Below are 20,342 nucleotides of genomic sequence, written 5' to 3'. Positions count from 1 at the left end.
TGTTGCCGAACCTTTTATCTGATATTTACGCATTACCTCTGAAATTGGAACACCATTTTGGTACTCAATAATTGCATCTAATTTTATTTTTTGAGAAAAATACATAAGAAAACCCCCTCGATTGGATTTACTCCAATTCGAGGGGGTCAGTGCAGCACCGGCTTTTTTTAACGGCTACTTTAGTGAATTTGAATAATAAATTACGGATTAGCGAATATTTAAAATTTAGAACAGTACATTTTCGAGAAATTTTACGCTATAATATACATTAATTTAAACATGCAAGGTAATTGTCTGCTATTGTTCCGGAATCGGACATTTATCTTACCGAAAGTAAGGTGAAAGTAATGCCAAAACAGAAAAATTGGACCGCTGATGAAGTTCATCAGGCAGTAACGACGTACATGAATCCTGAGCATGTTGCGTTTGTTGATGCCGCATATGAATATGCGGCATCTTTGCACAAAGATCAAGTACGTAAATCAGGTGAACCATATATTATCCACCCCATCCAAGTGGCCGGCATTTTAGCTCAATTACACATGGATCCGGAAACGATTGTCGCAGGATATTTGCATGATGTTGTTGAGGATACCGATGCAACAATTACCGACTTACAACAAAAATTTGGCGATAACGTGGCCCTAATTGTCAATGGGGTGACTAAACTTGGTAAAATCGAATACAAGAGTAGCCAAGAACAGTTAGCTGAAAATCACCGTAAATTATTATTGGCAATGTCAAAAGATATTCGGGTGATTATTGTTAAGCTAGCGGATCGCTTACACAATATGCGGACGTTACAACATTTACGGCCCGAAAAGCAGCGTCGAATTTCAGCAGAAACACTTGAAATTTACGCCCCCTTAGCGGATCGTTTGGGGATTAGTACCATTAAATGGGAATTAGAAGATACTTCGCTACGGTACTTAAATCCTGAGCAATACCATCGCATTGCGCATTTAATGGATAGTCGGCGGGATGAACGATTGGAATATATTCGTGATGCGATTGACTATATCACCAATGCAACCGATGAATTAGGCTATCATAACGTTAAAATTTATGGTCGTCCTAAACACATTTATTCGGTTTACCGAAAAATGGTCGACAAGAAAAAACAATTTGATGAAATTTATGATTTATTGGCAATTCGAATTGAGGTCAATACAATTCCTGAAACGTATGCTGTTTTAGGAATTATTCATTCAAAATGGACACCAATTCCAGGACGGTTCAAAGATTATATTGCCTTACCTAAAGCCAATGGGTACCAAAGTTTACACACGACCGTTATTGGTCCTGAAGGTAAGCGCCTTGAAATTCAAATTCGGACACATGAAATGCACCGGATTGCGGAATATGGGGTGGCTGCTCACTGGGCGTACAAAGAAGGTAACTTTGATGGGGCCAATGTCCAAAGTAATGATCAGCAAAAATTGAACATGATTCAAGGGATTTTGGAATTACAAAAAGAATCCAAAGATGCGGATGATTTTATGGATTCCGTTAAAGGTGATTTATTTACTGATCGCGTCTTTGCCTTTACTCCTAAAGGGGATGTTTATGAATTACCTAAGGGAGCTGGCCCCCTTGATATGGCCTATACGATTCACACAGAAATTGGTCATAAAACAACCGGCGCGCGCGTTAATGGTAAAATGGTGCCATTAAACTATGAGCTTAAAACTGGTGATATTGTTGAAATTATTACTAGTAACACGGCCCGTCCAAGCCGTGACTGGTTTAACATTGTTTCAACTCGGCGGGCGCGTAATAAGATTCGTCAATACTTCCGTAAGCAAAATCGTGAAGAAAACATTGAAGCCGGGAAAACATTAATTGTTGATTTCCTCCAAAATGAAGGCTTTGATCCGGATGAAATTTTAACTGAGGAAAACGAAGAACGCACCATCAGTAAATTACACGTAATGAGTATTCCTGATATGTTTGCTTCGCTAGGCTTTGGTGATTTAGCCCCACAAGGTGTGGCGAATAAATTAACTGAAGTAAAACGTGCCGAGATGGAAGCAGATCGGATTGAACAACAGCAACGTGAATTATTAGAAGAACACAAGCAAATGGATGTCTCTTCTAAATTTACACAAAAGCGTAGTAATTCATCATCTGAAGGGGTGATGATTCAAGGGGTCGATGGCTTGTTAGTGCGCTTAAGTCATTGTTGTACACCAATCCCAGGTGATGAAATCGTTGGGTATATTACTAAAGGCCGAGGCGTTTCAGTGCACCGCGCGGATTGTCCGAATGTCCGAGATGCTGAAAATAACGGGCAACGGTTAATTGAAGTTTCATGGGAAAATCCAGATGGTGAACGGCCAAATTACGATGCCGATTTAACCATTAGTGGTAATAACCGTAATGGCTTACTTAATGACGTGATTAAAGTTGCTAATAATAATACGAAATATTTAACATCAGTCAATGGGCGGGTTGACCATAATGGTTTGGCCTTGATTTCATTGTCTGTCGGTATCCGTAATAAAACGCACTTGGATCAGTTAATGAATGGGTTAAACAACATTCCAGATGTCTATGATGTCAAACGGGCGCTTCATTAGGATGCTACCGTTAGGGTAAATGCTATTTTTAAGTTTAAATAATAATCAAAACTAGAGGATGGAATGCAAACTACGGTTTATTCCATCCTCGTTTTTTTAGGAGAAAGTATGCGAGTTATAGTTCAACGAGTTAGTGAAGCACAAGTTACGATTGAAAATGAAATTCAAGGTGCCATTAAGCACGGGTTGCTTCTCTTAGTAGCCGTCAAAGATAGCGATACTCAAGCTGATATCGACTATCTTTGCCGAAAAATTTTGCATTTAAGAATTTTTGAAGACGCAGATGGTAAAATGAATCAATCACTACTTGATATTGAAGGTGAGATTTTATCGGTATCGCAATTTACGCTATATGCTAAGACGCGAAAAGGTAATCGGCCTAGTTTTACCGATGCCGGTGCGCCAGCGTATGCTAATGAATTATATCAACAATTAAATACCCAGCTGGCAACTAGTGGTTTAAAAGTTGCCACCGGGGTCTTTGGGGCTGATATGCAAGTGGCGTTAGTTAACGATGGTCCGGTCACGATTATTTTAGATACCGAAGTCGATTAATGTTCAAAAAGGGGGTTCAAAGTGGTATCAGAACACATTGAAAATAAATTAGCCCTATTACCTAACGAACCAGGTTCTTATCAAATGAAAGATAAGAACGGCAAAATTATTTATGTAGGTAAGGCCAAAAATTTACGCAACCGCGTCCGTTCATATTTTAAACTTGAACATACTGGTAAAACCGCGGAGTTAGTCAAGAATATCGCTGATTTTGAATTTATTGTAACAAATTCTGATAAAGAAGCATTTCTGTTAGAAATAACGTTAATTCAGAAGTGGCAACCTTACTATAATATTCGCTTGAAGCGTGGAACGGGCTATCCATACATCAAAATTTCTAATGAACGTGATCCACAACTTATTTTAGTAAGTGAAGTAAAAAAAGATGGGGCCTTTTATTTTGGACCGTATCCAAATGTCTATGCTGCACAAGAAACGTTACACTTTTTGCAAAAAGTCTATCCATTGCGGCGGTGTAATGGCTATCAAGGCCGTCCGTGCCTTTACTATCATATGGGGCAATGTTTAGGCGCTTGTTTCCGCGATGTACCAGAAGCTGAATATGCCGTTGAAATTAAAAAAATTAAAGCTTTTTTGAACGGTAATACCGGTGCAGTGAAGAAAAAACTAACGGTTAAAATGGAAGCGGCGGCTGAAAATTTAGCGTTTGAACAAGCAGCTGATATTCGCGATCAAATCCAATTTATCGACGCAACGGTTGAAAAGCAAAAAATTATTTCACAAGACGCTACCCCACGAGATGTCTTCAATTATTACGTCAAAGATGGCTGGTTGTCGGTGCAAATCTTCTTTATCCGTCAAGCACGTTTAATGAAACGTGAGAAACGGATTTTTACGTTAGTTGATGATCCCGCCGAAGCAATGGCTAGTTTCATTTTGCAGTTTTATAATCGGAAAAACATTAAATTACCAAGTGAAATTTTGGTTCCCACAGCCATCGATAAGGATGTCTTGGAACAGATTTTACAAGTTAACGTCAAAACACCACAACGGGGCGCTAAACGTGAATTATTAGAGTTAGCGGGGAAAAATGCTCAAATTGCATTAGATGAAAAATTGCGGTTAATGTTACTCAGTGATCAAAAAACAACTGGAGCAATGCAAGAACTTGCCGAAGCTCTCGATATCCCATTAGGACACCGTATTGAAGCTTTTGACCACTCACATACCCAAGGGGTTGACCTAGTTTCGGCTATGGTGGTTTTTGATGATGGTTGGCCCGAAAAAAAGCTTTATCGTAAATTTAAGTTAAAGACACTTGACCATGCTGATGAAGCCGCCGCCACGCGGGAAGTTATTCGTCGACGTTATACGCGTTTACTGAAGGAAAAAGGGCAGTTACCTGATTTAATTTTGATTGATGGTGGTGAAATTCAATTAGATGCGGCAAAAGATGTTTTGGAAAATGAACTTGATTTAGCAATTCCGGTTGCAGCAATGGTCAAAAATGAGCATCACAAAACGGCTGATTTGATTAAAGCGGCGGGCGATGAACATCTGCATTTAGATCCTAAGTCGCAAGGATTTATGCTATTACAACGCATTCAAGATGAAGTCCACCGATTTGCGATTACCTTTCATCGACAATTACATGGTAAAAATACGTTAGCTTCCCGACTTGATGAGATCCAAGGAGTTGGCCCCAAGACTCGGCAAAAGTTATTAAGCCAATTTGGCTCACTTAAGAAAATTAGTCAAGCAAGCCTTGAGGAGATTGAAGCCTTAGGAATTGCTAGCAAAACTGCTAATTTGATTAAAGTTTCGGTTGCAGCCACATTAAGGGCTAATGAATTGAAAAAGTAAGTGGTATCATAGTATAAGTTAGGTGATGGAAAAATTAGTAAATATAGGAATTAAAAATGACAGAAAATAAATTAAAGAAAATCAATTTTCTGGATTGGTACATTGCAATTCCCAGCATGCTATTAGCATTGTTTGGGATTGTAAATGTCTATTCAGCAAGTTCAAATATGGCCTCTGGGTCAGCGCTTAGTTATTTGATTAAGCAAATTATCTTTGTCGTGGTTGGTGTTTTTAGTGCCGGATTTATGTTTAAAATTAATTTAAACCATTTACGGAACTTTAAAATTCGCGCCTGGTCGATTGGTATTTTAATCGCATTATTATTAATTGCGCGGTTATTGGCGCCAGAAATTAATGGGGCGCACGGTTGGATTATGGTGGCCGGGTTTGGATTACAACCAGCCGAATTTGCTAAGGTAATTTTAGTGTTATACTTTGCAAATTTCTTTGAACGGAAACCATATGATCCCCATAATTTAAAAACAACCACTTTTGATGGGTATAAATGGTTGTGGCCCGGCATAATTGTCACGATTATCCTTTTGATGCCTGATACTGGGAATGCTGCAATTTGTGCCTTCATTATTTTAGTAATGTTGGTGTCCGTTGGGTTTAATTTTTTATGGTCACTTGGATTATTTTCAGCCGGGATTTTGGGTTGGGCCTGCTTGCCAATGTTAGTTAAAGCCTTACACATTGATCCAACTCATTACGCCCTTGCACGTTTAGTCGCCTTTGTTGATCCGTGGGAATATATCCAAACGTCAGGTTCGCAGTTGATTAATTCATACTATGCAATTAGTAACGGTGGGTTGTTTGGAGTGGGATTAGGAAATTCAATTCAAAAAACGGGTTACTTACCGGAACCGAATACGGATTTTATTATGGCCGTAATTGCTGAAGAATGGGGCGCGATTGTAGTCGTCTTAATTTTATTGATGTTAGCTTGGATTATTGGACGGATGGTGCAATTAGCAAATCAAACTGATAATATCTTTATGCGAACCATCTTAATGGGAACAAGTGCCTACATTACGATTCAAGTCCTCTTTAATTTAGGGGCGGTTTCAGGTTTATTACCAATTACTGGGGTCACGTTCCCATTCATGTCATATGGGGGTTCATCATCATTAGTTATTGGTACGATGATTGGTTTGGCATTGAATGCCAGTGCTAATATTAATCGCCAACGGAGCAGCACAAACCTAAAGCCCGTCCGAGCATAGGAGAATACTATGGAACAAACATTTAATGCACCAGCCCGTCGAAGTTTAATTGTCTATATGCGTAACCTCCGCCAAGTCCGGAATTTACGGCGCTATGGCAATGTTGAGTATGTATCACGGCGGATGCGATATGTCGTTTTATATATGAACGACGACAAAATATTAATGAATCAAGATAAAATTGAGCAACTTGGTTTTGTCTTACGGACGCAAATTTCAGTCCGGCCAGATTTGAACGTTAACTTACAAGCTGATAATGAAGACCGTGGTTTTTCATTAGAAGATACCGAAACACTAGAAGTTCCAAATGAGGGAGTAGAGATTTAATGCGAATTATTGCAGGAGAATTTGGGGGCCGTCCATTAAAAGCTGTGCCTGGCATGGCAACACGACCAACCACTGATAAGGTTAAAGAAGCAATGTTTAGCATGATTGGACCATATTTTGATGGTGGTAATAGTCTAGATTTATTCGCTGGTTCAGGTGGTTTATCAATTGAGGCTGTTTCACGTGGAATTGACCATGCTTACTTAGTTGATAAACAATTTGCCGCCATCAAAACGATTAATGAAAATATCGCGGTTACTAAGCAACCGAACCGCTTTACTGTTACCAAACGCGATGCTCGTGCCGCCTTACAAGAATTAAGTGGCCAAGGAATTAAGTTTGATTTGATTTTTTTAGATCCACCATATGCCAAACAACAAATTTTGCAAGATATTGAATTAATGGTACAGCTGAATTTATTGGCACCAGCGGCTCGAATTATTGCTGAAACTGATCAAAAAGCAGATTTAGATGATACCTTAAAGGGCTTTTCAATTACAAATCAAAAAAATTATGGGATTACGGAAGTGACCGTATATCAATTTGAAGGGATTTAAAGCACATGAAAATTGCATTGTATCCAGGAAGTTTTGACCCATTAACGAATGGTCATCTAGACATCATTGAGCGAGCCAGTAAATTATTTGACCGCTTAATTGTTGGGGTTGGAACGAATACGAGCAAGACACCATTATTTTCAACCCCAGAAAAAATTACTTTGATTCATGAAGTAACGGCGGCCTTTAAAAATGTTGATGTCATCGAAATCAGTGGCTTAACAGTTGATGTCATGGATAACCTCCAAGCTAATTATTTAGTGCGCGGGTTACGAAATGAGAATGATTATTTATACGAACGTGATATTGCCGAAATGAATCGGAGTTTACGGCCAGACATTGAAACGGTGATTTTGATGGCGCATCATGAAAATCAAAATATTGCTTCAAGTATGATTAAGGAAATTGCCCATTTTGGAGGGGATGTTTCAAAATTGGTCCCCAAAGTAATTAACGATGCTCTCGAGATTAAGCACGCCCACAAGTAGGTAATGAGGATTACACATGAAAAATAAGCGAAAAATTATTACATGGGGCTTACCATTTGTTTTGGTTATCGGCCTACTGATTGGTTTTTTTTGGCCCATCAATGCATACGTTGAAACCCCAGGAGGGGCAAGTGATTTAAAACCATTTGTCAGTATCGCTGGTCATCCTGATAAAGCTAAGGGTAAATATATGATTACCTATGTAGAATTAGCTGGAGCAACTCCATTTAAGTTACTAGCAGCCCACTTTGATCCGCATGCATCAATTGATAAAGCACAAGATATCACGGGTGGCGTTGATAATGCCACGTATAATCAAGTCCAAAATTTTTATATGCAAAATGCAATCAGTGAAGCCGTGGCGGTTGCATTTAAAGCGGCGGATAAGCCAGTAACATCAAAATACATTGGTATTTTTATTACAGATATTAATCCTAAATCACACTTTGCTAAGACATTAAAAGTTGGCGATACCGTGACTGAAATTAATGGTCAGCACTTTAATAACGCTAAAGGTTACCAGACTTATTTAGCAACTAAGAAACCTAATGACCAAGTCACAGTTACGTATATTCGTAATAAGGCTACCAAGACTACGACACAAAAATTGATTGATATCGGTGGCCGCGCTGGCTTGGGCATTGTGTTAGCGGATAATGTCCAAGTAAGCACAACACCAACGGTTAAAGTTGATCCGGGTTCAATTGGTGGGCCTTCAGGTGGATTAATGTTTAGTTTGCAAATTTATGACCAATTAACCGGTAAAAATTTACGGGCAGGACGCAACATCGCCGGTACGGGAACAATTTCCCTTGATGGTTCAGTTGGTGAAATTGGTGGCATTGATAAAAAAATCATTGCCGCAAAAAACGCCGGGGCCACGATTTTCTTTGCCCCGTATATTCCACCGACAAAAATTAACAAATTAATTGATGGTGGGGCAACTAATTATCAAGTGGCGGTGGCGACCGCGAAAAAATATGCCCCGAATTTAAAAGTTGTCCCCGTTACGAGTTTTATGGATGCTATTAAATATCTCGAGCAACATCAGTAAGAATTAACTAATAGGTAATTGATGGATAAAATTAGCGATGCTCTGAGATGAAAATTAAATAGAAAAAGCGTATAGTCAAAAGAGAACTATACGCTTTTTTTATGGATAAATTATGGTGAAGCGGCGATTTAAAAAATGTCAATAAATATAGCTGTATATCACAATTTTTTGTCCATTTAAAGCAAAATCTATGCTAAAATTATACAGTATATAATATTACAAACTTAACTTAAAAGTGTTGGAACTTAGGGGGGATTACCTCAGATGCATAACAATGAAATTTACGTTGGCCTTGATATTGGAACAGCAATGATAAAGGTAATTGTTGTTGAAACACAAGCTAGTCAGGTGAACGTTATCGGTGTTGGTAACGTACCGTCACAGGGTGTTAAACGCGGTGTGATTGTTGATATCAACGAAACCGCAGCAGCAATTAAAGCAGCTGTTGCACAAGCAGCAACAAAAGCAAATATCCAAATAGACGAGGTTGTGGCCGGAATCCCAGCTAACCAATTAAAAATTGAACAAATCCAAGGTATGACAGCGATTGTTAACGATACTAAGCGAATTTCATATGATGATGTTCGTGAAGTAGCCCGCCAAGCATTAATTAGTAATTTACCACCAGAACGTGAAATTATTGATGTTTTACCATCCGAATTCATTGTTGATGGCTTTGATGGCATTAGTGATCCATACGATATGGTTGGTGTGCGCTTAGAAATGCGCGGGATTGCATTTACGGGTCCTAAAACAATTACCCATAATGTACGGATGGCAGTTGAACGTGCTGGTTTAAAGTTACGTGAATTTGTGGTAACCCCTCTAGCAGTTGGTCGAACAGCACTAAATGATGGCGAACAAGATTTTGGGACAATTTTAATTGATATGGGGGCCGGTCAAACTACGGCTGCCGTTATTCATGACCACCAACTGAAATTTATTACGGTTGATCAAGAAGGCGGTGAATATATCACGCGTGATATATCAACTGTCTTGAACACGACGTATGAATACGCGGATAAAGCCAAGCGCGATTATGGCTGTGCTGATTCAACGTTAACATCCGAACAAAATGAATTTTTGATTGAAAGTGTTGGTCAACGTGAACCAATTCGTGTTTCTGAAAAGTATTTATCAGAAATTATCGAAGCCCGCGTTGATCAGATATTTTCAAATCTTTTCAAGCAGCTCCAACCAACAGGAGCCTTGGAAATGCCCGGTGGAATCGTCTTAACCGGTGGCTCATCACTCTTGGGTGGCGTACCAGAATTGTTACAACAGATGTTTGGGATGAATGTTCGGATTGAAATTCCAAGTCAAATTGGAATCCGCCATCCAAGTTATATGGCTGGTTTTGCGATTGCACGCTATGCAGCTGCACAAACACAGACGGAACGGGTTGTTAAAGAAGTGATTTTTGGTAATCAATTAACAACCGCACAACAAGATGAACCAGTACTAGAAAAAGAAAAAAAGCATGGTTTCTTTACGTCAAATTTTGGCAACGAAGAAAAATATCAAGCATCTACTAAGATGGTTGATGAACAAGCCATGGAAGAAAATGATTTTCAACATGAACCACAAAAAAATGTGAAAGACAAAGTCAAAAACTTCATTGCGAATTTCTTTGACTAAAAATTGGAGGAAAAAACATGGAATTCATGGTAGATGAAACCGAGCAATTCGGCGCAAAAATCAAAGTAATCGGTGTTGGTGGTGGTGGATCAAACGCCGTTAACCGCATGATCGAAGAGGGGGTTTCAGGAGTTGAATTCGTAGTTGCTAATACTGACGTCCAAGCTCTTGAAGCTTCACGTGCAGAAACGAAGATCCAATTGGGACCTAAACTAACTAAAGGTTTAGGGGCTGGATCAAACCCTGAAGTCGGTACTAAAGCAGCACAAGAATCTGAACAAGATATTGCTGAAGCCCTTGCTGGTGCCGACATGGTCTTTGTTACTGCCGGAATGGGTGGTGGTACTGGTAACGGTGCTGCCCCAGTAGTTGCACGCATTGCCAAGGAACAAGGGGCCTTGACAGTTGGGGTTGTAACGCGCCCATTTACTTTTGAAGGACCTCGTCGTGGCCGATATGCGGCTGAAGGGTTATCAAAATTAAAAGAAAACGTTGATACTTTGATTGTGATTGCCAATAACCGTTTATTGGAAATTGTTGATAAAAAAGCGCCAATGATGGAAGCCTTTAAAGAAGCTGATAACGTACTTCGTCAAGGGGTTCAAGGGATTTCTGACTTGATCATGAACCCTGGATTCATCAACCTTGACTTTGCCGACGTTAAAACAGTGATGTCAAATCAAGGAACTGCTTTGATGGGGATTGGAGCTTCAAATGGTGAAAACCGAGCTTCTGAAGCTACTAAAAAAGCGATTTCTTCACCATTGCTTGAAGCTGAAATTGCGGGTGCCGAACAAGTCTTACTTAACATTACTGGTGGACCAGACATGTCACTTTACGAAGCACAATCAGCTTCTGATGTTGTGGCCCAAGCTGCCGGTACTGAAGTGAACATTATCTTTGGAACATCAATTGATATGGAAATGAACGAAGAAGTTCGCGTAACAGTAATTGCAACTGGTATCGAAAATGGCAAGCAAGTAACGGCTCAAAAACCAGTTTCAGTTTTTGAACGCCCAACGCAACCAGAAGCTAAGCCAACTGAAAGTGTGCAAGCTGCTGAACCAACTCAACCAATGCAATCAGCACCAGTGAGCCAAGATCGCTTTGAAGGTTGGAATGATTTACAATCTCGTTCAGTATTAGATGATCCTGAAGCAAATAACCAATTCTCAGGAATTGAAAAACCTGAATTTAAGGTGTTTAATACTAATGATGCACCATCACAAAACGATGATAACGATGAAGGTGATTTGAGTACACCAGTATTCTTTAAACGGCGTAAGTAATTTAGAAACGGACAGGAGAAGCAATGGCAATTAATTTACGAAACTTTTTTAATTTAGGTGACGACTTCGATGATGAACCTATGCGGGAGAACTTTGAACCAGGCCCTGAACCAGTTAATACTGCTAAGCATGAAGCTCCTCGTGTTCGTCGCCAAAATGTCGTATCAATGGATGAAAAGCGTGGGTTAAACGGTGATGATAATCGTAAAATTGTCCTTTTTGCCCCCAAAGCATATTCAGACGTTAAAGAAATCACGGATAATTTATTAGCAAATCAAGCCGTAATTGTTAATTTTTCAACGATTGATGACGCGCAAGCAAAGCGAATCGTTGACTTTTTAACGGGGGCAGTTTTTGCAATTAATGGTGAAATTCAACGTGTGGATGATGCAATCTTTTTAGTAACACCACCGAATTATGTTATTAGTGGTGAAGTTTCAGCGGCTAATCATTTAAATGATTAACCTTCAGGGAGAACATGCATGGCCTTATACACAGTATTAAATCTGATCAATATTATCATCCAAATTTATACTTGGTTGATTATTGCGAATGCTTTAATGAGTTGGTTACCGGGAGCATATCAATCAAAACTTGGTCAAATAATCACGCGGTTAGTTCGACCATTTTTAGATATTTTCCGATTTATTCCAACCCTCGGAGGAATTGACTTTTCTCCACTAGTGGCAATTATTGTCCTAGAAATGGCGCAACAAGGCTTATTTGCTGTATTTCGCCTATTAATAAATTAATATGTACTTTGAAAGGTGAGTCAAATGATTGACGATACAAGAATTACGCAGCATTTTCGTTCCGATGAAATCGGCTTTATAGAGCAAGTTCAAGGATGGATTCGCCAAGCAAATGATGAGTATCGACCAATTTTGACTCACTTTTTGAATCCTCGCGAACGCTTAATTGCCGAAACGTTAGTAAATCGTGAAGATGACCTTAAACATGCTAGTAATGGTGGCTATTTACATGCGGAAATGCAACGGATGTTAATTTATCCTGCATATCATGAAGTTGAAGTGGCTGACTTTGAATTACAGGCGTTACAAATCGTTTATCCCGTTAAATTTGCCGAAATTAAACATCATCAAATTTTGGGAACGTTAGCCAATCAAGGTATTGAACGAAATATTTTTGGTGATATTGTTGGGAATGATGAAACGTGGCAATTTATTGTTGAACAAAAAATGGTTGAATTTTTTGATTTACAAATTGATCGAATTGGTAAAATCAAAGTCCATTTAACCCCAATCACACTCGCTGAAATTATTCAGCCCCAAGACGATTGGGAAACAATGACAACTACCGTTGCTTCGTTACGGTTAGATACGGTTATCTCAACTTGCTTTAATTTTTCACGTAATCGCATTAAAGAACATATCGAAGCTGGAAATGTGCGGGTGAATTGGCGAGAAATGAATAAACCCGATTATGAATTGGCGATTAATGATGTCGTTTCCGTGCGCGGATTCGGGCGTTTACAAGTCACCGAAGTAAACGGTTTAACGAAAAAAGAAAAAATTAAAATCACGGTTGCAATGATACAAAATAAAAAAAAGTGAGGAAAAATTAATGGCATTAACTCCAATTGATATTCAGAATAAAGAATTCACTAAAAGTGGTCGTAAAGGTTACGAAGCTACTGAAGTTAATAATTACTTAGACCAAGTTATTACTGATTTTGCAGCGGTCATTGAAGAAAATCAACAATTAAAGACGCGTGTTGCAGATTATGAAGCAAACGATACGCAAATTGAAGAAATGAAGCAATCAGTTACGCAATCAATCTTGGTTGCCCAAGAAGCCGCTGATCGGTTAAAACGGACAGCTGATGAATCAGCCAAAAAGACTTTGTCAAAGGCGCAAGAAGAAGCACACCGTTTAGTTGATGAAGCATTGACTAAATCAAATCAAATGCTTGCCGATGCGGAAAGTAAATCAAATGAAATGTTAGCTAGCGCTGCTCACGAAAATGAAAAAATGTTACGTGAAACAGACGCAATTAAGCGTGATACGGCTGAATTCAAAGCGAAAGCATTAGTACTTTTACAAGCACAAATGGATTTAATTAACAGCCAAGACTGGGCCGGCCTCACAACTGAAAAGGGCCTTACAGACGCGCCAGCTACGAGCGAATATCTTGCAGAAAATGAACCTAAAGTTATTGACATTCCTGCTGAAGATAGCGTAAACTCAAACGTGGAAGAAGCTGTTGAAGCAGAAGCAACAACAGATCAAGATCCACAAACATTTATCGTTATGCCAGAAGTTACACCTGGTGAAAAATTCTAACCAATACGAAGCCTAATTAGGCAAATGACCAATAATATCCTTTAGTGAGCTAAGAAAAAGTGAGAACTTAGTAGGCCCTATTATTTGTAATTATCAATTCGTATTTTAACAATTGCATACTTTAATGAGGGCTAAATTAGCCAAATTAGGGTGGTACCACGATTAAAAAAGTCGTCCCTGTGTTCAATTTGAACGCAGGGGCGTTTTTATTTAATAAAAAATAAGGAGAAATGTAGATGAAAGTTAAAGATACTTTAAATCTTGGTAAAACTAAATTCCCAATGCGCGGTAGTTTACCAACTAAAGAACTTGAACGTGAAAACGTCTGGTTTGAAAACAAAGTCTATGAAAAGCGACAAGCATTAAATGAGGGCAAACCAAGTTTTGCGTTGCATGATGGTCCTCCATACGCGAATGGGAACATTCACATGGGTCACGCTTTAAATAAAATTACGAAGGATTTCATCGTTCGTTACAAGTCAATGAATGGTTTTTACTCACCATATGTACCTGGTTGGGATACGCACGGTTTACCAATTGAACAACAATTGACAAAAGCTGGTCACAACCGTAAGGAACTTAGCAAAGTTGAATGGCGTAAGCTTGCCGAACAATATGCGCGCGAACAAGTTGAAACACAAATGGCTGATTTCAAACGTTTAGGAGTTAGTGCCGAATGGGATAACCCATACTTGACGCTTAACCCTGAATTTGAAGCCGCTCAAATTCGCACATTTGGTGAAATGGCCAAAAAAGGCTACATTTACAAGGGTAAAAAACCTGTTTTCTGGTCATGGTCATCTGAATCTGCTTTAGCCGAAAGTGAAATTGAATATCACGATGTAACTTCACCAACTGCCTTTTATGCGGAACAGGTTGTTGATGGTCAAGGAGTTCTTGATACTGATACATACATGGTTGTTTGGACAACGACACCTTGGACAATTCCTGGTTCACGTGGGATTACGATTGGTGCCAAGTACGAATATTCAGTAGTTAAGCCCGCTAATGATGATCGCAAATTTGTGATTGCCACTGACTTAGTAGCCAAAGCGGCTGAAAACTTTGGTTGGGATGAATACAGCATTGAAAAGACGGTCAAAGGGGCCGACCTTGAAAATGTAATCGCCCAACACCCATTCTATGAAGATATTAAGCTTGTTACCATGCTTGGTGATTTCGTAACGCTTGATGCCGGAACTGGTTTAGTACACACGGCACCTGGTTTTGGGGAAGATGACTTCTGGGTTGGACAAAAATACGGCCTTGAGGTGGCCGTACCAGTTGATGACCAAGGTATGATGACTGAAGAAGCTGGGGCTGATTTTGAAGGCGTCTTCTACGAAAAAGCCAATGCGATTTCATTACAAAAACTTGCTGATTTAAACTTGCTTTTAAAACAAGAAGATATTACACACAGTTACCCATTTGACTGGCGGACTAAAAAGCCGGTTATTTTCCGGGCCGTGCCACAATGGTTTGCTTCTGTTGAAGCATTCCGTCAACAAATTCTTGATTCGCTTGATGATGTTGAATTTGTGCAAAAATGGGGTAAAACACGTCTTTACAACATGATTCGTGACCGTGGTGACTGGGTAATTTCACGTCAACGGGTTTGGGGTGTGCCATTGCCAATCTTCTATGCTGAAGATGGTGAAGCCATTCTTACTGAAGAAACAGTTAACCATGTAGCTGATTTATTTGCTGAATTTGGTTCAAATGTTTGGTTTGAACGTGAAGCCAAGGACTTACTTCCTGAAGGCTTCACTTCAGAACACTCACCAAATGGTATCTTTACTAAAGAAGAAGATATTATGGACGTGTGGTTTGATTCTGGTTCATCACACCAAGCCGTTATGGCTGCGCGTGACTACTTACCTGATCAAGCTGATATGTACCTTGAAGGTTCTGACCAATACCGTGGTTGGTTTAACTCTTCATTAATCACTTCAGTGGCTGTAACAGGTAAGGCCCCATACAAATCATTATTATCACAAGGATTTGTCCTTGATGGTAAAGGTTTGAAGATGTCAAAATCACTTGGTAACATTATTTCTCCAAACGATGTTATTAAGCAAATGGGGGCTGAAATTATCCGCCTTTGGGTAGCTTCAGTTGATACTGACAGTGATGTACGGGTATCAATGGATATCTTGAAGCAATCTTCAGAAACCTACCGTAAGATTCGTAACACGATGCGTTTCTTGTTAGCTAATACGGATGATTTTGATGCCACTAAGGATGCGATTGCGTTTGCTGATATGCCACAATCAGACCAATACTTCTACGCCTTGGTTAATAATTTGACGGCGGAATTATTAAACGACTATGACGCTTATAACTTTGTAAGTCTCTCAAAGCGTTTACTTAACTTCATTAACGTTGATTTATCAGCTTACTACTTAGATTACGCTAAAGATGTTGTTTACGTTGAAGCACCAGATGGCTTACAACGTCGTTCAATGCAAACAGTCATCTACAAGACTTTGGTAAACTTAACTAAGTTACTCTTGCCAATCTTGCCACACACAAGTGAAGAAATCTGGGAATACTTGCCAGCGGAAACTGAAGAGTTTGGTTACTTGTCAGAAATGCCCGTTGTTGAAGACTTAGGCGATACAACTGAATTAATTAACCGTTGGGCCGCTTTCCGTGATTTACGTGATAACGTTAATAAAGCCCTTGAAGAAGCCCGTGATGAAAAGTTAATTGGTAAGCCAGCTGAAGCAGCGGTAACCCTTTACTTGGATGACGATCAAAAGGCTTTGATTGATAGCTTAGCCGTTGATGTGCGCGTGATGTTATTAGTATCACAATTACACTTAGCAGCGAGCGTTGATGCGCCAGCCGATGCCAAAGACATTGAAGGTCTTAAGTTAGTTGTGGCCCATGCTGAAGGGGAAGTTAGTGCCCGTGACCGCTTGTACCACACTGATTTAGGTGCCGATGCAGCCTTCCCAATGTTGAGTAAACATGAAGCTGATATTGTGCGTCAATACTATCCAGAAGTTGTTGCTGAAGGATTTGAAGAATAATTTTAAAAGCTAGCGCATGACAGTAGTCGACTACTAGCGATAAATACACTAAATAACCCCCTTGAAGCACTCTGCTTCGAGGGGGTTATTTTCGTATTTCAAATAGCTTGGATGGCTATCTCGCGATTAGCATAGCGCTCTTAAAATAAAAACCACAGCATGTTTATAACACGCTGTGGTTTTTAGCCCGGTTGATATGATGTCGAGCATGGGATTCGAACCCATGACCTACAGTTTAGAAGACTGTTGCTCTATCCAGCTGAGCTAGCCCGACACAATACTTAAAAGTATAATTGCTACAAACCGAATAGTCAATATTTGTCTAAAGGATACAAGAGATTTACAGAAATTAAACGGAAGGGCAAAAAATATCTTGTATGCTTATTGATATAAGCAATGTCAGTAGGCATTCCTAGGGGAGTTTGGATATGAAAAAATTTTGGTTAGTAGTATGCACATTATTGCTAGGGGGAACGTTGGCTGCCTGTGGACAAAAAAATTACGCCGGTGTGCAATTGGATAGTGGTGAATACGAACAATTAATGAAGAATGATAAGAATATTGATACTCTATTAACACGCTTGAATACGTTTAATTACCAAAAAACCAGTTCGGCTGATCAAGTATATGAAGCGGTTGATGCGGTCATGCATGATAATGCAAAAGGTTTAACAACTACCGAAAAAGAACGCTTAGATATTCAATTGGATAATTCACCACACGGCATTAAAGGCATTATTCAATCGGCAGTTAAAAATAAATATGCGGTAGATCCCAGTGTCGCCTCACAATTTCATGATAATTTTGCGGTGATTATTGCTGCCACCGCAAAAGCTGTTACTAATTCGGATACGCAAGCACAAAAAGTTAGTACGCAATTAGCTAAAAATTTAAATGTCGAAAAGCGTTTGGATAGCATTGGTACGCAACACTAAAATAAGTGTGACAAGTGATATTTAGCAACGGTATAACATATTAAAAACAGGCTGAAGAAAATCTTCAGCCTGTTTAGCGTTTATGCGAGTACGAGTGTTAAAGATGTAATCACATGCACGTACTAATTAATAGCGTGCGTTATGGGCTTGATGGGCTTTACGTGCAGATTGAATCCGTGTGGCATCAAATTTAGCCTCTTCATCTTCGATTGGCTTAACAACTTTTTGTTTAAAACCAAGAAAGGCCCCAACACCTGTAGCAACGGTAGCAACAACCCCAACAATAATTCCAACACCAAATTTTTTCATCTTAAATTGCCTCCATAGTTTATAATTAAATGTACATAGTAGTCTTACTATAAATTATATATGAATTTAAAATAATTTGTTGATAAAAGGCTAAGTTTTAAGGGAGAAATTATGCGGACACAAATTGTTGCCCACCGTGGTGATCGCAAAAACGCACCAGAGAATACTTTGATTGCCTATCAACAAGCACTAGCTTTTAGGGAATTAGATGTTTTAGAAATTGATGTTCATTTGACTAAAGATCGCCAGTTGGTAGTAATTCATGATGAAAAACTCGAACGGACAACTAATCAACATGGGTACGTTCATGAACATACGTTAGCGCAGTTACAAGCCATGGATGCCGGCAGTTGGTTTGACGGACAGTTTGCATCACAGCATCTGCCAAGTCTGGAAGATGTGTTAAAGTTATTACGCGAAACTAACTTTAATAAAACGTTATTAATCGAAGTTAAAACTGATCATATCGCATATCCTGATATTGAATTACTTTTATGGCAACGCATGCAAAAAGAAGCTCCACAATATCAGGTAGTTTATCAAAGTTTTAATTTAGATACATTACAAAAACTTGCTGCCCTAGACCAAACATTAACATTGAATGCGTTAGTATTTTATCCAACGCTACGGGTCATGAAAATGTATCGCCAAGGAATTATTACGGCGATTAACCCCGATAATCGGTGGTTTATTAATCGGTTATTTTGGTTAAAAAAAGCCCATGTATCACCATGGACGGTTAATACTGAACGGGCGATGCGGGCAGTTTTTAAAGCGCAATTAGGTCGTATTATTACGGATGATATTGCCTTAGCGGTTAAGTTACGAAAGGAAATTCAAGATTGAAAAAAATAATTGTAATTGTCGGTCCTACTGCCGTCGGTAAAACAGCGCTATCAATTCAGATAGCCCAAGCATTAAATGGTGAAATTATTTCGGGAGATTCGATGCAAGTGTATCAAACGCTTGATATCGGGACAGCTAAGGCCACGCCTGAAGAACAAGCCGGGATTAAACACTATTTATTAGATACGAAAAAAGTTGATGATACCTTTACCGTTGCTGAATGGGTTAGTGAAGCCCGCCAAGCCATTGATACCATCAGTGCGGCGGGCAAGGTACCGATTATTGTCGGTGGGACAGGATTTTATATTGCCGCACTTTTAGGTGATATGCCGCTTGGTGGTAATGATGCCGGGGCTGATGAAACGATTCGAACAAAATGGCAAACGTTTGTTGATGAATTTGGACCCGTTGCTTTATGGCAAGCATTAGCGAAAGTTGATCCTAAAGCAGCTGAAAAAATTCCGGTTAATAATAATCGGCGCATTATTCGTGCCCTGGAAGTATTTGAATTGACGGGCGTACCATTTTCAGCACAACCTCGTACCGTTGGCCAACGTGAATATGATGCCTTTATTATTGGGTTAAATACTGAACGTTCAGTATTATACCAACGCATTGATGCGCGGGTTGATGAAATGCTAACGCAAGGGCTCGAAGCTGAAGCCCGGACGCTATTTATGGCGGGGGGGCCAGAATTACAAAGTGGCACAGGGATTGGTTACAAAGAATGGTATCCATACTTCGAACAGCAAAGTGATTTAACAACCACCGTTGAATTGATTAAACGCAATTCTCGGCGCTTTGCCAAGCGGCAGTTAACGTGGTTCCGCCATCAAATTGAAGCAATTCAATGGTTTGATTTAGTCCAAAGCCCAGAACAAATTCCGACAATCATCAAAACGGCTGAACAATTTTTAATGGAAAAATAAAAAAGTTTCATGTGAGGTTTCCTAACACGAGAGATTGCCCTGTAGTAAAAATCTGCTAAAATTAACTTATCTTAATAAACGGAGATATAACGAATGGCTGAAAAAGAGTTGCGACGTAATATGGCCGTGTTACCAATTGGGACGGTTCGGAAATTAACTGATTTAACTGACCGACAAATTCGCTATTATGAAGCGCAAGGATTGATAACACCGGCACGGACAGCGAGCAATCAACGGGTGTATTCGTTAAATGATATCGATCGTTTACTTGAGATAAAAGATTATTTGTTGGTTGGTGATTCAATTGCAAATATTAAAAAAATATATGCAAAGCAAGCACAGCGCGAGAGTGATAATATGACTGCTCATCAAGCACGACAAGCATTACAATCAGAATTTTTGAATTTAGTTGGTTTTAAAGTTAATCAGAATAGGAAGGGCCTCTAA

General features: G+C 39.3%; 20 protein-coding genes and 1 tRNA gene. 19 read left to right on the top strand and 2 right to left on the bottom strand.

The window, feature by feature from the left end; all coding sequences use genetic code 11:
- Nucleotides 1-347: 347 nt before the first annotated feature.
- The 15 genes from LQZ76_RS03280 (at nucleotide 348) to ileS (ending at nucleotide 16,876) form a co-directional block, all read left to right on the top strand.
- Nucleotides 348-2,579: a RelA/SpoT family protein gene (locus LQZ76_RS03280; protein WP_230098339.1), complete on the top strand. Its 2,232-nt coding sequence runs from the start codon at nucleotides 348-350 to the stop codon at nucleotides 2,577-2,579.
- Between the two features lie 108 nt (nucleotides 2,580-2,687).
- Nucleotides 2,688-3,134: a D-aminoacyl-tRNA deacylase gene (gene dtd / locus LQZ76_RS03275; RefSeq protein ID WP_230098338.1), complete on the top strand. Its 447-nt coding sequence runs from the start codon at nucleotides 2,688-2,690 to the stop codon at nucleotides 3,132-3,134.
- A 21-nt stretch (nucleotides 3,135-3,155) separates the two neighbouring features.
- Nucleotides 3,156-4,958, top strand: coding sequence for an excinuclease ABC subunit UvrC (gene uvrC, locus LQZ76_RS03270; RefSeq protein ID WP_230098337.1), 1,803 nt, complete (start codon nucleotides 3,156-3,158; stop codon nucleotides 4,956-4,958).
- 56 nt (nucleotides 4,959-5,014) lie between these two features.
- The gene (locus LQZ76_RS03265; protein WP_230098336.1) at nucleotides 5,015-6,184 is read left to right on the top strand and encodes an FtsW/RodA/SpoVE family cell cycle protein; all 1,170 of its coding nucleotides are present in this window, start codon (nucleotides 5,015-5,017) and stop codon (nucleotides 6,182-6,184) included.
- A 9-nt stretch (nucleotides 6,185-6,193) separates the two neighbouring features.
- Entirely contained in the window at nucleotides 6,194-6,511 is a 318-nt protein-coding gene (locus LQZ76_RS03260) for a YlbG family protein (protein WP_230098335.1), read from the top strand.
- Entirely contained in the window at nucleotides 6,511-7,068 is a 558-nt protein-coding gene (rsmD, locus tag LQZ76_RS03255) for a 16S rRNA (guanine(966)-N(2))-methyltransferase RsmD (protein WP_230098334.1), read from the top strand. Before LQZ76_RS03260 ends, rsmD begins: the two co-directional genes overlap by 1 nt.
- 5 nt (nucleotides 7,069-7,073) lie before the next feature.
- Nucleotides 7,074-7,556 carry a pantetheine-phosphate adenylyltransferase gene (coaD, locus tag LQZ76_RS03250; protein ID WP_230098333.1) on the top strand — a complete coding sequence of 161 codons (483 nt, stop codon included), beginning with the start codon at nucleotides 7,074-7,076 and terminating at the stop codon, nucleotides 7,554-7,556.
- Nucleotides 7,557-7,572: 16 nt separating this feature from the next.
- Nucleotides 7,573-8,610: a SepM family pheromone-processing serine protease gene (locus LQZ76_RS03245; RefSeq protein WP_230098332.1), complete on the top strand. Its 1,038-nt coding sequence runs from the start codon at nucleotides 7,573-7,575 to the stop codon at nucleotides 8,608-8,610.
- A 264-nt stretch (nucleotides 8,611-8,874) separates the two neighbouring features.
- Nucleotides 8,875-10,248 carry a cell division protein FtsA gene (gene ftsA, locus LQZ76_RS03240; protein ID WP_230098331.1) on the top strand — a complete coding sequence of 458 codons (1,374 nt, stop codon included), beginning with the start codon at nucleotides 8,875-8,877 and terminating at the stop codon, nucleotides 10,246-10,248.
- A 17-nt stretch (nucleotides 10,249-10,265) separates the two neighbouring features.
- Entirely contained in the window at nucleotides 10,266-11,537 is a 1,272-nt protein-coding gene (gene ftsZ, locus LQZ76_RS03235) for a cell division protein FtsZ (protein WP_230098330.1), read from the top strand.
- 23 nt (nucleotides 11,538-11,560) lie between these two features.
- Nucleotides 11,561-12,001, top strand: a complete 441-nt coding sequence (locus LQZ76_RS03230) for a cell division protein SepF (RefSeq protein WP_230098329.1) — start codon at nucleotides 11,561-11,563, stop codon at nucleotides 11,999-12,001.
- 18 nt (nucleotides 12,002-12,019) lie between these two features.
- The gene (locus tag LQZ76_RS03225; protein ID WP_230098328.1) at nucleotides 12,020-12,289 is read left to right on the top strand and encodes a YggT family protein; all 270 of its coding nucleotides are present in this window, start codon (nucleotides 12,020-12,022) and stop codon (nucleotides 12,287-12,289) included.
- A 24-nt stretch (nucleotides 12,290-12,313) separates the two neighbouring features.
- Nucleotides 12,314-13,111: a YlmH family RNA-binding protein gene (locus LQZ76_RS03220; RefSeq protein WP_230098327.1), complete on the top strand. Its 798-nt coding sequence runs from the start codon at nucleotides 12,314-12,316 to the stop codon at nucleotides 13,109-13,111.
- 10 nt (nucleotides 13,112-13,121) lie between these two features.
- Nucleotides 13,122-13,841, top strand: a complete 720-nt coding sequence (locus tag LQZ76_RS03215; protein ID WP_230098326.1) for a DivIVA domain-containing protein — start codon at nucleotides 13,122-13,124, stop codon at nucleotides 13,839-13,841.
- A gap of 236 nt (nucleotides 13,842-14,077) precedes the next feature.
- Nucleotides 14,078-16,876 (top strand): isoleucine--tRNA ligase, encoded by a 2,799-nt coding sequence (ileS, locus tag LQZ76_RS03210; RefSeq protein ID WP_230098325.1) that lies wholly within the window; start codon nucleotides 14,078-14,080, stop codon nucleotides 16,874-16,876.
- Nucleotides 16,877-17,076: 200 nt separating this feature from the next.
- On the opposite strand, the gene LQZ76_RS03205 is transcribed toward ileS, so the two are convergent.
- Nucleotides 17,077-17,150: transfer RNA gene (locus LQZ76_RS03205), tRNA-Arg, on the bottom strand.
- A 154-nt stretch (nucleotides 17,151-17,304) separates the two neighbouring features.
- Here LQZ76_RS03205 and LQZ76_RS03200 point away from each other — a divergent pair.
- A complete protein-coding gene (locus LQZ76_RS03200; protein ID WP_230098324.1) occupies nucleotides 17,305-17,811 on the top strand; it encodes an LptM family lipoprotein in 507 nt (168 codons plus the stop codon).
- A 126-nt stretch (nucleotides 17,812-17,937) separates the two neighbouring features.
- Here LQZ76_RS03200 and LQZ76_RS03195 read toward each other — a convergent pair whose 3' ends face one another.
- Nucleotides 17,938-18,120 (bottom strand): DUF3042 family protein, encoded by a 183-nt coding sequence (locus tag LQZ76_RS03195; protein ID WP_230098323.1) that lies wholly within the window; start codon nucleotides 18,118-18,120, stop codon nucleotides 17,938-17,940.
- A gap of 111 nt (nucleotides 18,121-18,231) precedes the next feature.
- On the opposite strand from LQZ76_RS03195, the gene LQZ76_RS03190 reads away from it, so the two are divergent.
- The 3 genes from LQZ76_RS03190 to LQZ76_RS03180 all read left to right on the top strand — a co-directional run bounded on the left by LQZ76_RS03190 (nucleotide 18,232) and on the right by LQZ76_RS03180 (nucleotide 20,342).
- Nucleotides 18,232-18,966 (top strand): glycerophosphodiester phosphodiesterase family protein, encoded by a 735-nt coding sequence (locus tag LQZ76_RS03190; protein WP_230098322.1) that lies wholly within the window; start codon nucleotides 18,232-18,234, stop codon nucleotides 18,964-18,966.
- Nucleotides 18,963-19,895, top strand: a complete 933-nt coding sequence (gene miaA, locus LQZ76_RS03185; RefSeq protein ID WP_230098321.1) for a tRNA (adenosine(37)-N6)-dimethylallyltransferase MiaA — start codon at nucleotides 18,963-18,965, stop codon at nucleotides 19,893-19,895. The genes LQZ76_RS03190 and miaA overlap by 4 nt, the downstream gene beginning before the upstream one ends.
- A gap of 93 nt (nucleotides 19,896-19,988) precedes the next feature.
- Entirely contained in the window at nucleotides 19,989-20,342 is a 354-nt protein-coding gene (locus tag LQZ76_RS03180) for a MerR family transcriptional regulator (RefSeq protein WP_230098320.1), read from the top strand.

The organism is Periweissella ghanensis (assembly GCF_918814755.1).
Classification (GTDB): domain Bacteria; phylum Bacillota; class Bacilli; order Lactobacillales; family Lactobacillaceae; genus Periweissella; species Periweissella ghanensis.
This window is presented reverse-complemented; position numbering and strand designations above follow the sequence as displayed.